16 protein-coding genes are annotated in these 19,336 nt (G+C 58.8%); 2 read left to right on the plus strand and 14 right to left on the minus strand.

The window, feature by feature from the left end; all coding sequences use genetic code 11:
• Positions 1-7 precede the first annotated feature (7 nt).
• From wzyE to trxA, 13 genes are all read right to left on the minus strand, one after another.
• Positions 8-1,351, minus strand: coding sequence for an ECA oligosaccharide polymerase (wzyE, locus tag C1N56_RS18275; protein ID WP_021506980.1), 1,344 nt, complete (start codon positions 1,349-1,351; stop codon positions 8-10).
• Positions 1,348-2,418 carry a TDP-N-acetylfucosamine:lipid II N-acetylfucosaminyltransferase gene (locus C1N56_RS18280; protein WP_394516945.1) on the minus strand — a complete coding sequence of 357 codons (1,071 nt, stop codon included), beginning with the start codon at positions 2,416-2,418 and terminating at the stop codon, positions 1,348-1,350. The genes wzyE and C1N56_RS18280 overlap by 4 nt, the downstream gene beginning before the upstream one ends.
• Complete coding sequence (wzxE, locus tag C1N56_RS18285; protein ID WP_058758104.1) at positions 2,415-3,668, minus strand: lipid III flippase WzxE; 1,254 nt, start codon at positions 3,666-3,668, stop codon at positions 2,415-2,417. Before wzxE ends, C1N56_RS18280 begins: the two co-directional genes overlap by 4 nt.
• Positions 3,668-4,798: a dTDP-4-amino-4,6-dideoxygalactose transaminase gene (gene rffA, locus C1N56_RS18290; protein WP_021506983.1), complete on the minus strand. Its 1,131-nt coding sequence runs from the start codon at positions 4,796-4,798 to the stop codon at positions 3,668-3,670. Before rffA ends, wzxE begins: the two co-directional genes overlap by 1 nt.
• A complete protein-coding gene (gene rffC / locus C1N56_RS18295; protein WP_394516946.1) occupies positions 4,798-5,493 on the minus strand; it encodes a dTDP-4-amino-4,6-dideoxy-D-galactose acyltransferase in 696 nt (231 codons plus the stop codon). The genes rffA and rffC overlap by 1 nt, the downstream gene beginning before the upstream one ends.
• Positions 5,471-6,352: a glucose-1-phosphate thymidylyltransferase RfbA gene (gene rfbA / locus C1N56_RS18300; protein ID WP_021506985.1), complete on the minus strand. Its 882-nt coding sequence runs from the start codon at positions 6,350-6,352 to the stop codon at positions 5,471-5,473. Before rfbA ends, rffC begins: the two co-directional genes overlap by 23 nt.
• Before the next feature lie 23 nt (positions 6,353-6,375).
• Positions 6,376-7,452 (minus strand): dTDP-glucose 4,6-dehydratase, encoded by a 1,077-nt coding sequence (gene rffG, locus C1N56_RS18305; protein WP_021506986.1) that lies wholly within the window; start codon positions 7,450-7,452, stop codon positions 6,376-6,378.
• Positions 7,449-8,708, minus strand: coding sequence for a UDP-N-acetyl-D-mannosamine dehydrogenase (gene wecC / locus C1N56_RS18310; protein WP_394516947.1), 1,260 nt, complete (start codon positions 8,706-8,708; stop codon positions 7,449-7,451). Before wecC ends, rffG begins: the two co-directional genes overlap by 4 nt.
• Positions 8,709-8,710: 2 nt before the next feature.
• Positions 8,711-9,835: a non-hydrolyzing UDP-N-acetylglucosamine 2-epimerase gene (wecB, locus tag C1N56_RS18315; RefSeq protein WP_058758100.1), complete on the minus strand. Its 1,125-nt coding sequence runs from the start codon at positions 9,833-9,835 to the stop codon at positions 8,711-8,713.
• Positions 9,836-9,845: 10 nt separating this feature from the next.
• Positions 9,846-10,895 carry an ECA polysaccharide chain length modulation protein gene (wzzE, locus tag C1N56_RS18320; RefSeq protein WP_021506989.1) on the minus strand — a complete coding sequence of 350 codons (1,050 nt, stop codon included), beginning with the start codon at positions 10,893-10,895 and terminating at the stop codon, positions 9,846-9,848.
• A gap of 37 nt (positions 10,896-10,932) precedes the next feature.
• Complete coding sequence (gene wecA / locus C1N56_RS18325) at positions 10,933-12,009, minus strand: UDP-N-acetylglucosamine--undecaprenyl-phosphate N-acetylglucosaminephosphotransferase (RefSeq protein ID WP_021506990.1); 1,077 nt, start codon at positions 12,007-12,009, stop codon at positions 10,933-10,935.
• A gap of 280 nt (positions 12,010-12,289) precedes the next feature.
• On the minus strand, positions 12,290-13,549 hold the full coding sequence (gene rho / locus C1N56_RS18330; RefSeq protein ID WP_021506991.1) for a transcription termination factor Rho: 1,260 nt from the start codon (positions 13,547-13,549) through the stop codon (positions 12,290-12,292).
• 346 nt (positions 13,550-13,895) lie between these two features.
• Entirely contained in the window at positions 13,896-14,228 is a 333-nt protein-coding gene (gene trxA / locus C1N56_RS18335) for a thioredoxin TrxA (protein ID WP_021313352.1), read from the minus strand.
• A 116-nt stretch (positions 14,229-14,344) separates the two neighbouring features.
• Here trxA and rhlB point away from each other — a divergent pair, with 116 nt between their 5' ends.
• Both rhlB and ppx read left to right on the plus strand, forming a co-directional pair.
• Positions 14,345-15,640, plus strand: a complete 1,296-nt coding sequence (rhlB, locus tag C1N56_RS18340; protein ID WP_394516948.1) for an ATP-dependent RNA helicase RhlB — start codon at positions 14,345-14,347, stop codon at positions 15,638-15,640.
• Between the two features lie 6 nt (positions 15,641-15,646).
• Positions 15,647-17,131, plus strand: a complete 1,485-nt coding sequence (gene ppx, locus C1N56_RS18345) for an exopolyphosphatase (RefSeq protein WP_031279616.1) — start codon at positions 15,647-15,649, stop codon at positions 17,129-17,131.
• Positions 17,132-17,269: 138 nt separating this feature from the next.
• On the opposite strand, the gene rep is transcribed toward ppx, so the two are convergent.
• Positions 17,270-19,291: a DNA helicase Rep gene (rep, locus tag C1N56_RS18350; RefSeq protein WP_021506994.1), complete on the minus strand. Its 2,022-nt coding sequence runs from the start codon at positions 19,289-19,291 to the stop codon at positions 17,270-17,272.
• Positions 19,292-19,336 lie beyond the last annotated feature (45 nt).

A 19,336-nucleotide genomic window follows, 5' to 3' on the forward strand; every position in this document is an offset into this window, starting at 1 on the left:
CCGGAGGTTAAGCAGAGCGCGATAAAACTGGCTCCGCGCGCGGGCGAATCAGCCCGGCACGCGCTAACAGCCAGAAAAGTAACTTCGCCAGCCCAACGCAGGCGGCGAAAATCAGGCAAAAGAACACCACGCGCGAGCCGAATGCATCCAGCCCTTCGCGCGCCAGCACGATCATATTGAACACCGCGCCAAAGCAGAAGCTTTGCAAAATGGCACCGCTGTAGCGGTTGCCGGCTTCGCGCCCCTGCTGGTAGAGAGAATCAAACCCTTTCATCAACAGCCCGACCGCTATCGCCCCAAGGGGAATAAAGCCTGCGCCGCCCATGATCAGCAGCGAACCGAGCAACGTGGGCGAAATCGCCAGCCCGGAGTGATTATTCAGCACTTCCCAGGTGAAATAGTTGGCGCTGTTGAGCACCATCGATGGCCGATCCGGCCACAGCCAGCCCGGGATAAACACGTAGAAATCACGCCAGATCGGGGCCAGCCCCTGAAAATCGATTTTGTCGTAATTCTGCAGCAGCAGCGCAAGGTTTTCCCACGGCGAAAAGGTGTCGCGCGTCAGATAGAGAAACGTGTAAAACGCTTCATCACCTACCACGTCGAGATTGTAACGACGCAGCGCCAGCCAGAACATGCCGCCAATCGCCATCACGCCAGCCCCCACCAGCATCCACAGCGTAATCCAGCCGCGCGTAATGCCGATGAACAGGAACAGCGCAAAGGCGATGATGATATTGGCGCGCGTCCCGCCCACCAGCGCATAGGTCAGCAGACCAAACGCCACCGTGATCAGCAAAAACAGCAGCCACTGGCGCTGGGTAGGATTAAGGAAATAGCGGATCAGCATCGCCGGAATGAAGAAGTAGAAAAAACGCTTGAGCGCCACGCCGGACACTTCGCTGGAGAAGATCTGGTTATAGGCCGACAGCCGGAACAGCAGCAGGCCGTTATGCATAAAGAACACCGTGACGGTTCCCACCGCCACCAGCGCCAGCAGCAGGCAGGTCAGATGGGTTTCCACCCGGTTCATCGTCAGCCAGGGTTTGCGCGGCGCCGCCTGCGCAGGCCGCAGCCGCACTTTGTAGCTGACGTAATAGATGGCGTAGAAACTGGTGGCGGCCAGCAGCGCCTGCAGCAGATAGTCTGCCGGCACCACGCTGACGTTAAAGCGGAATACCAGCACGCTGGTCAGCGGAAAGCCAAAGTAAAAGGTCAGCAAAAACAGCAGGGTAAAGAACAGGTGGAAATTAAAACGCACCCGTTTAAATTCGCGCCAGGTCAGCGTCAGAATGAAGCCCAGCGAAAACAGATACACCACCAGCAGACCACTAAACTGCAGCAGGCTCATGTTGACTCCCTTTCACTCTCCGCCAGGGCGTGGCGCCATCCCGCCAGATAGCCCGGGGCAAAAAAGGCGATAGCGGAACGATCGCACTGCGCCAGCTGACGCTGCGCCTCCGCCACGCGCGTGCGATCCAGCGCATCAGCGCTAAATAACACCGGCAGCCCCTGCTCGCTCAGGTCACGCCAGAACGGATTCTTACGGTTGACTACAAACGGAATGCCGGCCTGAATCAGCAGGCACAGCGTACCGATGCCCTGCTGACGCTCGAACATAAAATAACCGAGCTGACAGCGACTCAGCAATTGCAGATAGGCAGTGAAGTCGATTTTGTCGCGCAGCAGCGTCACCTGGCCGCGCGGAAACAGGCGCTGCGCGGCAGCATCAATCTCATCGATGTACTCATAGTTGCTGGCCGGATAACCGAGCGGGATCACCACGTTAACCTGCTCACCAAACTGGCGGCGAATCGCCTGCAATCCTTCAATGTGCCGGTTGCTGCGATCGCCCGAGTTGCCGAGCAGAATGGTAAAGCTGTCGCTGGCGGCAGGGGCGGGTATCGCGGCCTCCGGCATACGCGTTGGAAAATAGAGCAGCGAAGTGGGCACGCGCGGATAGCGCTGCTGGAAAAAGTGCAGATCGCCGCGCGTGGCAAACACCTGTGCCATGCGCCCCTGGGCGATACGCCGCAGCAGATAAAACAGGCGGTACTTTAGCCCGGCGCCCTCTTCATAGAGATCGGCGCCCCAGACGTGCCAGAACGCCTGCTGTCGCCGCAGCTTGCCGCTGAGCAGCGCCAGCCACAGGCGCGGATTGAACTGGCCGTGAAAGAAGAAGCGCTGACGGCGATCGGCGGCGCGTGCGATCACCGCCTGCGCCAGCGCGCGCTTGCTGGGATACACGTCGATCTGCAGCTGAGGATAGGCCAGCAGGGTATCCGGCGCGGCCGACACCACCATAAACTGACGCGGCGCGTCGGCTGGCGATTCAACGCTCATGACGTCGTTAAAGAAGCGCAGCAGCGTGTGATTGTGATGCGGGATATCGGAGCCCAGCACGTGAAATAGCGTCATTTTTTCCGGCAATAAATCAAGAAAGCGCCACAGCAAAGGGCAAAGTAGAGCACGTAGGTCGCCATATAAGCCTGCGCCGCGCCCGCCGTTCCGTGCAATGGGATCAGCCAGTGCGCAAAGGCGGTCAGCAGCACAAACTGGCTGATTTCCGTGAGAATATAAAAGCGCAGTGAGGCTTTGGCGATCACCAGGTATCCGAAAACATAGGCGCCTACTTTAAAGACGTCACCGCACAACTGCCAGACAAAAAGATCGCGCATGGCGCTGAACTGCGGGGAAAACAGCAGCCAGATGGCGACATCGCGCAGCAGCCAGACACAAAAGCTGGCCGCCGCCACCGCCGGCAGCACAAAGCGCAGCGCACGGCCAATTTCGCGCGCGATGTCAGCTTTATGCTCCAGCCGTGCCAGCGTTGGCAGCAGCCAGACGCTGAACGTGGCGGTGATAAATTGCAGATACGCATCGGAGATGCTGGTGACGCCCTGCCACAGCCCGACCTGCGCCCAGCCCTGCTGCTGCGCCAGCAGATTACGCATCATCACCCAGGCTACCGGCAGGGTCACGGCCGTCATCAGCGCCATCAGGGTAAATTTGGCCAGATTACGCGCCAGCGCCGGCTGCCACTGCGGCATCAGCCAGCGCAGTGGCAGTTCCTCGCGGTGGCGTCGCAGCATCCACAGCGCCGGCCCGACCAGCAGCGCTGGCACCAGCGCCAGCCCGACCAGCGCACCGGCATAGCCACCCAGCCACCAGCACAACACATAACCCACCACGCCGATCAGGCTGCCGGCGATCAGCGCCAGCGCGTTACCGCGCGCATCGCGAAAACCTTTCAGCAGCGCCAGCGTCAGGTTGGCCCAGGCAATACCCAGCTGCAAAAAAGCGACGATGCGCACCACGTTTTGCCAGGCGGCGTGGCCAAACAGCGCCCGGCTGATGGGCTCCGCCGCCAGCAGGAACAGCAGCGCCAGCAGTGTGGAAAACCCCAGCACCATTGCCGACGCGGTGCCGGTCACGGCACGCAGCTGCGCCGGCTGCTGGCGGAACTGCGCGACATAGGTGGTTACGCCGTTAAAGATACCCGCGCCGGCCAGCACGCCGAGCACGGTAATCAGCTGGCGAAAGTTACCCGCCTGGCCGACGCCCTCGGGGCCGAAGCTCACCGCCAGCAGTTTTACCACCAGCAGGCCAGCGACAATTTTTACCAGCGTGGACGAGGCGGTCCACACTGAGGCTCTGGCTAACGACATCAGGCAAAAAAGCTCAGCAGCGAACTGATTACCGTACGCTGGTTGTTGTCCGACAGGTTGTAGAACAGCGGCAGCCGCAGCAGGCGCTCGCTCTCGCGCGTAGTGAACGCATCCGTGCCGTGGAAGCGGCCAAAACGCGTGCCGGCCGGTGAGGAGTGCAGCGGGATATAGTGGAACACGGTGAGGATCTCCGCTTCCTTCATCCAGTTAATCAGTGCCTGGCGATCCTCACTGTCGCGCAATTTGAGATAGAACATGTGGGCGTTGTGACGGCAACTGGCCGGCACCGCCGGTAACGCAATGCGCCCGCTGGCCGCCAGCGGCTGCAGCGCGTCGTAATAGTTCTGCCACAGGCGCAGACGCTGCTGATTGATGCGTTCCGCCGCTTCCAGCTGTGCCCACAGATAAGCCGCCTGCAAATCCGCCATCAGGTAGCTGGAACCAATATCGCGCCAGGTATATTTATCCACCTGTCCACGGAAGAACTGGCTGCGGTTGGTGCCTTTTTCGCGGATGATCTCCGCACGCTCGATCAGTTTCGCCTCGTTGATCAGCGTGGCGCCGCCTTCACCGCCAGCGGTGTAGTTTTTCGTCTCATGGAAGCTAAAGCAGCCAATATGGCCGATGGTGCCCAGCGCGCGCCCTTTGTACTGCGACATCACGCCCTGCGCCGCATCTTCAATCACATACAGCTGGTGTTTCGCCGCCAGCGCCATGATGGTATCCATCTCGCACGCCACGCCCGCGTAATGTACCGGCACGATGGCGCGCGTTTTCGGCGTGATTGCTGCTTCAATCTGCGTTTCGTCGATATTCAGCGTATCCGGACGCACGTCGACGAACACAATGGTGGCACCGCGCAGCACGAAGGCGTTGGCGGTGGAGACAAAGGTGTAGCTCGGCATGATCACTTCATCGCCGGGCTGAATATCGATCAGCAGTGCGGCCATCTCCAGCGAAGCGGTGCACGAGGGCGTCAGCAGCACTTTTTTGCTGCCAAAATGCTGCTCCATCCACTGCTGACAGCGCCGGGTAAAGCCGCCGTCGCCGCACAGCTTGCCGCTGGCCATCGCCGACTGCATATAGTCAACTTCGGTGCCCACAACCGGGGGCGCGTTAAATGGGATCATCAGGCTTTCCTGTAAAACCAGTAGGCGGTGCTTTCCAGCCGGGCACCGCTGCGTAAATAGAGGCGCATCGCCGTAAGATTGCTGAGCTGGGTCGCGACCCGCAGACGTTCGAGCTGGCGCACCCGGCCCCAGTCGGCAGTTGCCAGCAGCAAACGCTGCCCGACGCCGTTGCCCTGCGCCGCCGGCAGCACCGCCAGCAGACCGATACGCGCGTCACCGGCGACTTCGCGTATGGAGACGAAACCCTGCAGCGCGCCCTGCTCGTCGCAGGCGATTAGACACTGGTGATCAAAAGTGCCGCGCACCGCGTTCTCAATCCACTGTGCGTAGAAGCGGCCGCTGTCTTCAGCGTCAAACCAGGGGGCACGAAAACGGCTCTGGCTAAACGCCTGGGCCGCTGCCGCGCGCAGCTGCGGGATCTGCGCTTCGCGCGCGATGCGCACGCCGGTCTGCCGTTCGGTGCGTTTGATATTGATCGCCAGATCCGCTTCGCCTTCCACCAGCTGAAAACCGTGCTGGCTCAGCACATCTATCGCCGCGCTGTCCTGCGCCGGCACCTTAACCTGCCACAGCGTGTAAGGCTGCTGCAGCGCCTCGGCCAGCGGCACCTCACCATCCAGCGTCAGCCGCGCCGTGGCGCAGCGGAAGAAGTCGCTCTCCCACGCAAGGGGATCAATACTGACGCGGACGGGCATGCAGAATATCCAGCAAATACTGGCCGTAGCCGGTTTTGGTCAACGCCTGTGCCGCTGCCAGCAGTTGCTCATCGCTCAGCCAGCCGTTGCGCCAGGCAATCTCTTCGAGGCAGGCAATTTTAAAGCCCTGGCGTTTCTCCACCGTTTGCACGAACACGCTGGCCTCAATCAGGCTGTCGTGGGTGCCGGTGTCCAGCCAGGCAAAGCCGCGCCCCAGCAGCTCCACCGCCAGTTCGCCCTGCTCCAGATACATCTGGTTGATGGCGGTAATTTCCAGCTCGCCGCGCGCCGAAGGCTGCACCTGCTTCGCAAACTCCACCACGCGGTTGTCGTAAAAGTAGAGGCCGGTGACTGCCCAGCGCGATTTCGGCTGCTGCGGCTTCTCTTCAATCGACAGCGCGTTGAAGTCGTCATCAAACTCCACCACGCCAAAACGTTCCGGATCCATGACCTGATAGGCAAAGACCGTGGCACCGTGGCTGCGCGCGGCCACCTTTTTCAGTTTCGGACTGAAGCCCTGGCCGAAATAGAGATTGTCGCCCAGCACCAGACAACAGCTGTCGTCGCCAATAAAGGATTCACCGATGATAAAGGCCTGCGCCAGGCCATCCGGACTCGGCTGCTCGGCATACTGCAGCTGCAGGCCAAATTCACTGCCATCTCCCAGCAGCCGCTCAAAATGGGCGCGATCGTCCGGCGTGGTAATAATAAGAATGTCGCGAATCCCCGCCAGCATCAGCACCGACAACGGATAGTAGATCATCGGTTTGTCGTACACCGGCAGCAGCTGCTTGGATATCGCCCGGGTTATCGGGTGCAGGCGCGTGCCCGAGCCACCGGCTAAGATGATACCTTTCATCGTTGCTCCTCCTGCATGCGCGCTTAACGCGGGGTGGCTAAGCCCAGTCGCTCGCCGCGATAACTGCCGTTGAGAATCGCCTGCCACCACTGCGGATTGGCCAGATACCACTGCACGGTTTTGCGGATGCCGCTGTCGAATGTTTCCTGCGGCGTCCAGCCCAGTTCACGGGCAATTTTACTGGCATCAATGGCATAGCGCAGGTCGTGGCCGGGACGATCGTGGACAAAGGTGATCAGTTCCCGGTAGCTGCTCAGCCCGGCAGCGCGCTGTTGCGGTGCCAGCTCATCCAGCAAATCACACAGCGTCTCCACCACCTCAATATTGCGCCGCTCGTTGTGGCCGCCAATGTTGTAGGTCTCACCCACTTTGCCGCTGCTGACCACGGTGTACAGCGCGCGGGCGTGATCTTCCACATACAGCCAGTCACGAATCTGGCTGCCGTTGCCGTACACCGGCAACGGCTTACCGGCCAGCGCATTGATAATGGTGAGGGGAATCAGTTTTTCCGGGAAATGGTAAGGCCCGTAGTTGTTGGAACAGTTGGTGACCACCACAGGCAGCCCATAGGTGCGCAGCCACGCACGCACCAGATGGTCGCTGCTGGCTTTGGTCGCCGAATAAGGGCTGCTCGGGGCGTACGGCGTGGTTTCGGTAAAGAAATCTTCCGTGCCGTGCAGATCGCCAAACACCTCGTCAGTGGAGATATGGTGCAGGATGAAGCCCTTCTTGCGCTCATCCGTCATGCCGTTCCAGTAATGGCGCGTCGCCTCCAGCAGCTGGTAGGTGCCGACAATGTTGGTTTCGACAAAGGCGATTGGCCCGTCAATCGAGCGGTCCACGTGACTCTCTGCCGCCAGATGCATGATGCAGTCCGGCTGATACTGCGCCAGCACGCGATCCAGCGCGGCGCGGTCGCAGATATCTACCTGCTCAAAAGCAAAGCGTGCATCCTGCTCGACCGGTGCCAGCGACGCCAGATTGCCGGCATAGCTCAGCTTATCCACCACCACCACCCGGTGGTCGGTATTGGCAATCAGGAAGCGCACCAGCGCGGAGCCAATAAAACCGGCGCCGCCGGTGACTAAAAACTGTTTCATCGCCAGACTCCTTTGGTATCCACAATCCACGGCTGCGTCACCTGTTCAGGGGTGACGGCGCGGAACTGCGCATGATCGACCAGCATCACCAGGATGTCGGCGTGTTGCAGGGCATCAGCCAGCGACACCAGCGTAGCGCGTTCGGCGAGCTGCGGCGGAATATCCGCCACATGCGGCTCGACCACCCAGGTGCGGCCGCTGTGCCAGCCCGCAATACGCTGCGCCACCGACATCGCCGGGCTTTCACGCAGGTCATCGATATTAGGTTTGAATGCCAGACCGAAGCAGGCGATAGTCACGTCCGTGGCACGCTTGCCGCTGGCCGTCAGGCACTCGGCCAGCGCCTGTTTAACCTGATCCAGCACCCAGCCCGGCTTGGCATCGTTGACCTCACGCGCGGTTCGGATCAGCCGTGCCTGCTGCGGGTTTTGCGCCACGATAAACCACGGATCGACCGCAATGCAGTGGCCGCCAACGCCCGGTCCCGGCTGCAGGATATTGACGCGCGGATGGCGGTTCGCCAGCGCAATCAGTTCCCACACGTTGATCCCCTGTTCGGCGCAGATCAGCGACAGTTCGTTGGCAAAGGCGATGTTCACATCGCGGAAACTGTTTTCCGTCAGCTTGCACATCTCTGCGGTGCGCGCGTTAGTTTCCACACACTCGCCGCGCAGGAAAATGCGATACAGCTCGCTGGCGCGCGCCGAACAGGCCGGCGTCATGCCGCCAATCACGCGGTCATTTTCCAGCAGCTCGACCATCACTTTCCCCGGCAGCACGCGCTCCGGGCAGTAAGCGATAAAAACGTCAGGCTGCTCGCCGTGCTGCGGGAAGCGCAGATCCGGGCGCGCCGCCGCCAGCCATTGCGCCATCTGTTCAGTGGCGCCCACCGGCGAGGTTGATTCGAGGATCACCAGATCGCCGGCCTCCAGCACCGGCGCAATCGACAGCGCAGCCGCCTGCACGTAGCTGAGATCCGGCTGATGATCGCCGACAAACGGCGTCGGCACGGCAATCAGAAAGGCGTCGGCAGCTTCAGGCTGGGTGGTGGCGCGCAGGTTGCCGTTGTGCACCGCTGCACGTACTACGTCGCCCAGTTCAGGCTCGACGATATGAATTTCGCCGCGATTAATGGTTTCCACCGCGCGCGCATTGATATCCACGCCGATGACCTGTTTCCCGTGCGACGCAAAAACGGCTGCCGTCGGCAGCCCAATGTAGCCCAGTCCGATAACGGAAATGGTTGAAAAACGCATAGTTAAACTCTGTGTTGTTTAAGTGCCTGCAGGATGCGCGCGCAGGCATGGCCGTCGCCATACGGATTGTGCGCGCGGCTCATCGCCTGCCACGCCTCGTCGTCCTGCAATAGCAGGCTGACTTCAGCAACAATTTTATTCACGTCGGTGCCGACCAGCTTCACCGTACCGGCCGCGACCGCTTCCGGCCGCTCGGTGGTTTCGCGCATCACCAGCACCGGTTTGCCCAGCGACGGCGCCTCTTCCTGGATACCACCGGAATCGGTAAGAATCAGCCAGGCGCGATTCATCAGCCAGACAAACGGCAGGTACTCCTGCGGCTCAATCAGAATGATGTTGTTGATACCACTCAGAATACGGTTCACCGGCTCGCTGACGTTAGGGTTGAGGTGCACCGGATAGACGATTTGCAGCTGCGGATGCTGACGCGCCAGCTGCGCCAGCGCGCTGCAGATGCGTTCAAAGCCTTCGCCAAAGCTTTCGCGCCGATGGCCGGTAACCAGAATCAGCTTTTTACCGGCCTCAAGGAACGGGTAACGCGCCGCCAGGCGGGCATTGAGATCGGCATCATCCAGCACGCGATCGCGTACCCACAGCAGCGCGTCGATCACCGTATTGCCGGTGACGAAAATGCGCGCGTCGGGCAGATTTTCGCGCAGCAGGTTTTGCCGCGAATTTTCTGTCGGCGTGAAGTGATAGCTGGCGAGATGGCCGGTCAGGGTACGGTTGGCCTCCTCCGGCCACGGTGACATCAGGTTACCGGTCCGCAGACCCGCCTCAACGTGGCCCACCGGAATCTGATGGTAAAACGCGGCCAGGCTGGCGGCAAAAGTGGTGGTGGTATCGCCGTGCACCAGCACGACATCCGGCTGGAAGTCTGCCAGCACGGTCTTCATACCCTGCAAAATGCGGCTGGTGATCTCGGTCAGCCCCTGCTCGGGCCGCATAATATTGAGGTCATAGTCGGGCTGCAGCCGGAACAGGCGCAGTACCTGGTCAAGCATTTCACGATGCTGTGCCGTCACGCACAGGCGCGATTCGAAGGCAGCATCCTGCGCCAGTGCCTGCACCAGCGGAGCCATTTTGATCGCTTCAGGGCGCGTGCCAAATACAGTCAGAACTTTCACGCGGATTCTCTTAGTGACGGTTGGCGAATGTTGCACGCGGACGACGCACCAGCGCTACGCCGGCACCCACCAGCGCACCGATCGCGCCCCACATCACCATCATAAACAGACGACGTGGGCTATCGCGGCTGACCGGCTCTTCCGGCGTGCGCAGGTAACGGTAGGTCTGGAACGGTTTATCCAGACGCGGTCCGGCCTGCAGTGTGTTGAGCATCGCCCTGTTTTGATCATAGCTTAAATCGTAAGCAGGTCCGCTGGCTTGCAGGGTATCCAGCTGCGCCTGCAGCATCTGCTGCCCCAGCAGGAAGCGATCGCTGTCCGGCAGCGCTTCACCGCTGACCGGCGCGCGGTTTTCTTTAATGCCCTGCTGGCTGGCTACTTTCAGCGCCTGCTCGATGCGCTGGCGACGGCGATCAAACACCGCCTGTGCCACTTCCTGCTGACGACTGACCTGCGCCTGCAGCTGCACGCTGCGCGCCTGCCACGCACCTTTGAGCTCATCGTTGAGATGGCGCGCGGCGCGTTCGCTGGCATAGGCAATGTACTGCCGCAGCAGATTGTTGGCGTCGCCGGCGGTCTCCGCGATCAGCTTAATGTTATCCAGCGTATTGTGGGTGGCATCGGCCGGGGTGAACTGAATGTTGGTGATCAGATCGTCGAGCAGCGCGGCATCATTGTGCGCATTACCGCTTTTGCGGCTCTTATAGTAATCAGTCTGCAGCCAGAAATCGCGACGCGTATCCCACGACGCCAGCTGCATGGTGAACTCCTGATAGACCTCATCCATCACCGTCGGTGCTGGCGTATTCAGGCTGACGGTCTCGTTGCGCACATCCAGATTATTGAGGAACTGCTGCTGCACAAAGAATGCGCCCAGCATATTCACCGTCGGCCGATCGGTCACCGCGGTGGCGCTCCAGGATTGCTTCATTAACATGGAAGCCAGCCACGCCAGCAGCGCAAACAGCAGCGCCAGGCCAATAATCCAGCCTTTGCCGCGCCACAGCGTGCAGCCGAGGCCGCGTACATCCAGTTCGTTCTCCACAACGACAGAGGTCATAACAAAAGTGTCCTTATCCGGGTACTTATCTGGGTAATTATTTTTTCTCTTCGCCGCTGCTTTGCCAGCGACGTTTGATACGACGGATTTTGCGCGCGACGCGCCATGCATGTTTCAGGCAATAACCGTAAAGGAGGAAAGCAGCGAGGAACAGCGCCAGCATGACCCACTCAGGAATAAATGCCAGATATTCGCCCAGCACGCCGATCCCGGCCAGCAGCGCGGCGGCCACGGTAATCAATAAAAAGGCCTGGCGGGAGGTAAAACCGGCCCGCATGATCAGGTGATGGATATGCTGACGATCGGCCGAGAACGGGCTCATGCCCTTGCGCAGGCGACGATACATGATCGCCACCATGTCCATCAGCGGAATAGCAATCAGCCACAGGGCGGTAACTGGCGTGATGGGATGGCTGAGGCCCTGCGTCGTTTCCAGCAGAATCCAGATGATGGTGAAGCCGATCATGGTACTGCCGGCATCACCCATAAAGACTTTATAACGCCGGCCTAAAAAGCCGAGATTAAGCAGAATGTAGGGAATGGTGGCGGCGATCATCGCGAAGCACCACATCGCCAGGCTGGTCTGTCCGTCAAAATAGAGGATGATGCCCATCGCGGCGAAGGTGACGCAGGATAAGCCACCCAGCAGACCATCAATACCGTCCACCATATTGAAAGCATTGATCGCTGCCCATACCGCGAACAGCGTCAGCACATAGCCGAAAGGCCCGACGATTAGCTCGACCGGACCAATGATAAACCCCAGGCTCAGTAAATAGAGTTTTGCCCCGACCATCATCACGATGGCAATCGCCGCCTGAACCACGGCACGGATTTTGACGCTGATATCAAAGCGGTCATCGAGCGCGCCGACCAGCACCAGTACCCCGGCGCAGAAGAGGTACAATACGGCGTGCGGCAGGTAATAATTTGAGATGGCAAAGGCGAAGCAAATCCCCGCATACACGGAGATACCGCCGACTAACGGAATGGCGCCATGGTGTCGTTTTCTGGAATTCGGCGTGTCCACAAGCCCAATTTTTTTAGCCGCTTTACGAGCAAAAAACAGGAACGCTAAAGAAAAAAGAAAAACTAAACCAAGCTCAGTACTCATAGTGAGTAAATTCACGTTAACGCTCTCAGCTAAAATCATGGACAACAATAAGCAATTTTCCCGCCATTGCTGTATATCCCTGGTCTGAATTCTGTCGCAGCGCGTGCGTTTGCTGAAAAAACCGCCGCTTTGCTGCCTCAGTCAATATGTCTGCTTCCTGACAGGCATAATCCTAATGCCCACAAATGAAAAACGCCACGTTAAGACGTGGCGTTAGTCATAAATCCTGGCAATTTGTGCCGTTAGCCGGCTGGCTCAGGCCGTTACCGGCGGCAACAGATTACGAGCGTTTCATCATATCGAAGAATTCGTCGTTGGTTTTGGTCATTGCCAGTTTATTGATGAGGAACTCCATCGCGTCAATTTCACCCATCGGATGGATGATTTTGCGCAGGATCCACATCTTCTGCAGCTCTTCCTGAGAGGTGAGCAGCTCTTCTTTACGCGTACCGGAACGGTTGTAATCGATAGCCGGGAACACGCGCTTCTCAGCGATTTTACGTGACAGGTGCAGTTCCATGTTACCTGTACCTTTAAACTCTTCGTAAATTACTTCGTCCATCTTCGAACCGGTATCAACCAGCGCGGTGGCGATGATGGTCAGGCTGCCGCCCTCTTCCACGTTACGTGCCGCACCGAAGAAACGCTTCGGACGATGCAGGGCGTTGGCGTCAACACCACCGGTCAGGACTTTACCCGACGCCGGCACTACGGTGTTGTAGGCGCGCGCCAGACGGGTGATGGAGTCCAGCAGGATGATAACGTCTTTTTTGTGCTCGACCAGGCGCTTAGCCTTCTCGATCACCATCTCTGCAACCTGCACGTGACGCGAGGCCGGTTCGTCAAAGGTCGACGCGATAACTTCGCCTTTCACCAGACGCTGCATTTCGGTCACTTCTTCCGGACGCTCGTCAATCAGCAGCACCATCAGTACGCAGTCAGGGTAGTTATACGCGATGCTCTGCGCGATGTTCTGCAGCAGCATGGTTTTACCGGCTTTCGGCGGTGCGACGATCAGACCACGCTGACCACGACCGATTGGCGATGCCAGATCCAGCACGCGCGCCGTCAGGTCTTCGGTCGAACCGTTACCACGCTCCATGCGCAGACGGTTGTTCGCGTGCAGCGGCGTCAGGTTTTCAAACAGAATCTTGCTACGGGCGTTTTCTGGCTTGTCGTAGTTAACTTCGTTAACTTTCAGCAGCGCAAAATAGCGTTCACCTTCTTTCGGTGGGCGGATTTTGCCAGAAATGGTGTCACCAGTGCGGAGGTTGAAGCGGCGGATTTGGCTGGGAGAAACGTAGATATCATCGGGACCGGCGAGGTAGGAGCTGTCTCCGGAGCGGAGGAAACCAAATCCATCCTGCAGTATCTCCAGCACACCATCACCGAAGATGTCTTCGCCGCTCTTCGCGTGTTGTTTCAGGATGGCGAAAATAATGTCCTGTTTGCGCATACGCGCCAGGTTTTCCAGCCCCATATTTTCGCCGAGAGTAATCAGCTCAGAAACCGGCGTATTCTTTAATTCGGTAAGATTCATAGTGATGGGTTCTTAAACTCGGGGTAATTCTCGAAATGTTTGTCGTGAATGGTATGGCAAAAATTCCATGCCTGTTAATGGCTCTTTTTCAACGCTGCTCGACGGTTATCGTCAGATGTGGCGATAGGAAGCGAGGAGACGGTCGAAAGGTGATGCCGAATGTGCTAGCCGTCAGATTGCCAAACCACGAAAACGTTCAATGCGAGCTGGGTCTGACAAGGGAAAACTTTAGATGCAAACTACAAGGTAAGTGCGTAATGCAGTGAGGTCAACTTAACACGCCTGAAGGGAGACGTCCAGCAGTGGCGAAAAAATTCACCACTGCCGAACAAACACCGCGCCGGGCTTAGGCCAGGTTAGCGTTCAGGAACTCTTTCAGCTGACCTTTAGACAGCGCACCCACTTTGGTCGCCGCCACTTCGCCGTTCTTGAACAGCAGCAGGGTCGGGATACCGCGAATACCGTATTTTGGCGCAGTACCTGGGTTTTCATCAATGTTCAGCTTGGCGATGGTAAGCTTACCGTCGTACTCTTCTGCGACTTCGTCGAGAATCGGGGCGATCATTTTGCAAGGACCACACCATTCAGCCCAGAAATCTACCAGCGTCACACCGTCGGCTTTCAGCACGTCAGTGTCGAAACTGTCATCGGTCAGGTGAACGATTTTATCGCTGCTCATGTTTAACTCCAAAGATTATGCCTGGCGAATTGGCGTAAAATATACCAACGTAGGTTGACTTTATTTCATCGGATACGCTTTCGTAAAGCGATAGTAAGCTGATATTCTACCACACTATGAGCAAAACACACTTAACAGAACAGAAGTTTTCCGACTTCGCCCTGCACCCACAGGTAGTGGAAGCCCTTGATAAGAAAGGCTTTCATAACTGCACGCCGATTCAGGCGCTCGCGTTGCCTTTTGCGCTTTCAGGGCGTGATGTCGCGGGTCAGGCGCAAACCGGTACCGGCAAAACGATGGCGTTCCTGACGTCAACGTTTCATTATCTTCTTTCTCATCCTGCTGCTGAAGGCCGTCAGGTTAATCAGCCACGCGCGCTGATCATGGCACCGACGCGTGAGCTTGCGGTGCAGATTCATGCCGATGCCGAGCCGCTGGCGCAGGCCACCGGTCTGAAGCTGGGCCTGGCCTATGGCGGCGACGGCTATGACAAGCAACTGAAAGTGCTGGCAGACGGCGTCGATATTCTGGTGGGCACCACCGGACGCCTGATTGACTACGCCAAACAAAATCACATCAACCTCGGCGCCATTCAGGTCGTGGTACTGGATGAAGCGGATCGCATGTTCGATCTCGGCTTCATTAAAGACATTCGCTGGCTGTTCCGCCGCATGCCGCCGGCCACCCAGCGCCTGAGTATGCTGTTCTCGGCCACGCTTTCTTATCGCGTACGTGAACTGGCGTTCGAGCACATGAACAACGCCGAATACGTTGAAGTTGAGCCCGAGCAGAAAACCGGCCACCGCATTAAAGAAGAGCTGTTCTACCCTTCGAACGAAGAGAAGATGCGTCTGCTGCAGACCCTGCTGGAAGAAGAGTGGCCGGACCGCGCCATCGTCTTCGCCAACACCAAGCACCGCTGTGAAGATATCTGGGGCCACCTGGCTGCCGATGGTCACCGCGTGGGCCTGCTGACCGGCGACGTGGCGCAGAAAAAACGCCTGCGCATTCTGGACGACTTCACCAAAGGTGACGTGGATATCCTCGTTGCCACCGACGTCGCCGCGCGCGGCCTGCACATCCCGGCAGTTACGCACGTCTTCAACTACGACCTGCCGGACGATCGCGAAGATTACGTGCACCGCATTGGCCGTACCGGTCGTGCTGGCGCCAGCGGTCACTCCATCAGCCTGGCCTGTGAAGAGTACGCGCTTAACCTGCCGGCGATTGAAGAGTACATCGGTCACTGTATTCCGGTGAGCAAGTACAACAGCGACGCCCTGCTGAGCGACCTGCCGCCACCGAAACGCCTGCAGCGTAACCGCTCGGGCAACGGTCCACGTCGCGGTGGCAACAACAGCAACCGTCGCGGCGGTGCCCCGCGCAACAACAACCGTAAACGTTCGGGTTAAGCACACATGCTAAGCGCATCGTCACTTTATGCTGCGATTGATTTAGGTTCTAACAGCTTTCATATGTTGGTGGTGCGCGAAGTGTCCGGCAGTATTCAGACCGTCGCGCGAATTAAACGCAAGGTGCGTCTGGCGGCAGGTCTTGATGCGGCCAACCATCTCTCGGCTGAGGCGATGCAGCGTGGCTGGCAGTGCCTGCGTCTGTTCTCCGAACAGTTGCAGGACATTCCCCCGGAACAAATCCGCGTGGTGGCAACCGCCACGCTGCGCATTGCCAGCAACGCGCAGGATTTTCTGACTCAGGCGGAACAGATTCTCGGCTGCGCGGTGAACGTCATCAGCGGCGAGGAAGAAGCGCGCCTGATCTATCAGGGTGTTGCGCACACCACCGGCGGCTCTGACCAGCGGCTGGTGGTTGATATCGGCGGCGGCAGCACCGAACTGGTGACCGGCGAAGGTGCGCACGCCACGACGCTGTTTAGCCTGTCGATGGGCTGTGTGACCTGGCTGGAGCGCTTCTTCAGCGATCGTCATCTCGCCAAAGAGAACTTTGCCCAGGCCGAACAGGCCGCACGTGAAATGATCCGTCCGATTGCGCCGGCACTGCGAGAGAAAGGCTGGCAGATTTGCGTGGGCGCGTCCGGCACCGTCCAGGCGCTGCAGGAGATCATGGTGGCGCAGGGCATGGATGAGCGCATCACCCTGAGCAAACTGCAGCAGCTCAAGCAGCGTGCCATTCAGTGCGGCAAGCTGGAGGAGCTGGAGATTGAAGGGCTGACGCTGGAGCGTGCGCTGGTGTTTCCCAGCGGCCTGTCGATTCTGATCGCCATTTTCCACGAGCTGAGCATTGAGAGCATGACGCTGGCCGGCGGCGCACTGCGCGAAGGGCTGGTGTACGGCATGCTGCATCTGCCGATTGACCGCGATATTCGCAGCCGCACGCTGCAGAACGTTCAGCGTCGTTTCGCCATTGATGTTGAGCAGGCGGGCCGCGTGCGCCAGCTGGCAGAGAGCTTTTTCCGTCAGGTGAGCAGCAGCTGGAAGCTGGATCAGCGATGTCGCGACTTACTCCTCAGCGCCTGTTCAATCCACGAAATTGGCCTGAGCGTCGATTTCCGCCAGGCACCGCAGCACGCCGCGTATCTGATTCGCCATCTCGATCTTCCTGGTTTCACCCCCGCGCAGAAAAAAATGCTGGCCTGCCTGCTGCAGAACCAGAGCGGCAGCATTGATCTGGCGCTGCTGACGCAGCAAAACGCCGTGCCACCGCGCATGGCAGAGCGGCTGAGCCGTCTGCTGCGGCTGGCAATCATCTTCTCCAGCCGGCGGCGCGACGACACGCTGCCGGCGGTGCGTCTGCAGGCGGATGATGATGCGCTGCATCTGACGCTGCCGGCAGGCTGGCTGGCTGCGCATCCGCTGCGCGCCGAGCTGCTGGAGCAGGAGAGCCATTACCAGTCGTATGTGCACTGGCTGCTGACGATTTCCTGATCGAACCTGCTGCTGCATTGAAAAACGCCCGGCAACTGCGCTTTTACGCGAGTGAAGTTTGCTTTGCCGGGCGCTTTGCCTCTGCGGCGCGCGCAACAGATTTCGCCACAGGCCACACTTGCGGCTGTGACGAAATAATCACCCCTTCTTCGCGTTCTCCAGCATCGCACGTAAGCCGGCGACGCGCGTTTGCCCGGTTTTCACCCGCTCTTCGGCGCTGATGACCTTTTTCTCACGCTCCCACGCCACATCATCCTGCGGCAATTCCAGCAGGAAGCGGCTTGGTTCCGGCCGCACCAGCTCGCCGTACTGACGGCGCTCGCGGCACAGGGTAAAAGTCAGTTCTTTCTGCGCGCGGGTAATGCCCACGTAGGCCAGGCGACGCTCCTCTTCGATGTTGTTCTCATCGATACTGCTCTGATGCGGCAGCAGCCCCTCTTCCATGCCCACCAGATAGACATAGGGGAACTCCAGGCCTTTCGAGGCGTGCAGCGTCATCAGCTGGACCTGATCGAGCTCTTCGTCGCTCTCGCCGCGCTCCATCATGTCGCGCAGGGTAAAACGCGTCACCACCTGCGCCAGCGTCATCGGCTCGTTAAGTTCGTCGCCCTCCAGCATTTCGGTCATCCACTGAAACAGCGTATTGACGTTCTTCATGCGCATTTCCGCCGCTTTCGGGCTGGGGGAAGTTTCGAACAGCCAGCTTTCGTAGTCGATGCCGCGAATCAGGTCGCGCACCGCATTCACTGGTTCACGCTCGGTGAGCTGAACGATGTCATTCAGCCAGTGGGTAAAGCGCTGCAGATGCTCCAGCCCGCGCCCGGAAAGCGTCTGTTCCAGCCCCATATCAAAGCTGGCGTTAAACAGGCTTTTGTTGCGCAGATTGGCCCACTCACCCAGCTTCTGCAGCGTCGCGGGGCCGATCTCGCGGCGTGGCGTGTTCACGATGCGCAGAAACGCGCTGTCATCTTCCGGATTGGTCAGCACGCGCAGATAGGCCAGCAAGTCCTTGATTTCCGGCCGCGAGAAAAACGACGTGCCGCCGGAGATGCGATAAGGAATACGGTTCTGCATCAGCAGCTTTTCAAACACGCGCGACTGATGGTTACCGCGATAAAGAATCGCGTAATCTTTGTACTGGGTTTTATTGATAAAGTGATGGGCAATCAGCTCGCCCGCCACGCGCTCGGCTTCGTGATCTTCGTTGTTGGCACTCAGCACTTTCAGCTCGCTGCCCTCGCCCAGCTCAGAGAACAGCCGCTTTTCAAACACGTGCGGATTGTTGGCGATGAGGATATTGGCGCATTTAAGAATACGCTGCGTCGAGCGATAGTTCTGCTCCAGCTTCACCACTTCCAGCGCCGGGAAATCCTCTTTCAGCAGCACCAGGTTCTGCGGCCGCGCGCCGCGCCACGAGTAGATAGACTGATCGTCATCGCCGACCACGGTAAAGCGCGCCCGGGCGCCGACCAGCAACTTCACCAGCTCATACTGGCTGGTGTTGGTGTCCTGATACTCATCCACCAGCAGATAGCGGATGCGCTGTTGCCAGCGTTCGCGCACCTCCTGATTCCGCTGCAGCAGCAGGGTCGGCAGCAGAATCAGATCGTCGAAATCCAGCACGTTACAGGCTTTCAGATGCTGATCGTACAGCGCGTAGCAGTGGGCAAAAATCTGGTCGCGCTGTGATTTGGCGAGACCGGCCGCACCCTGCGGATCGACCAGGTCGTTTTTCCAGTTGGAAATGGTGGAAATCAGCTGCTGCAGCAGAGTTTTATCTTCTTCCAGCCACTGTTTGGTCAGGTCCTTAAGCAGCGCCAGCTGATCCTGATCGTCGAACAGCGAGAAGGTCGATTTCATGCCGAGCGCCTTGTACTCGCGCTTGATGATCTCCAGGCCCAGCGTGTGGAAGGTTGAGATCATCAGGCCGCGCGCCTCTTTGCGTCCCAGCGTTTGCGCCACGCGTTCTTTCATTTCGCGCGACGCCTTGTTGGTGAAGGTCACCGCCGCGATATGGCGCGCCTGATAGCCGCATTCACGGATCAGATGGGCGATTTTATTGGTGATCACGCGGGTTTTACCGGAACCCGCACCGGCCAGCACCAGACAGGGACCGGTGACAAATTCGACAGCACGTTGTTGGCCGGGATTAAGACGCATAGAAAAACATCACTCAATTTAATCAGACAGGAAGATTTACATCGC

The sequence above is a fragment of the Pantoea sp. SGAir0175 genome, assembly GCF_043547855.1.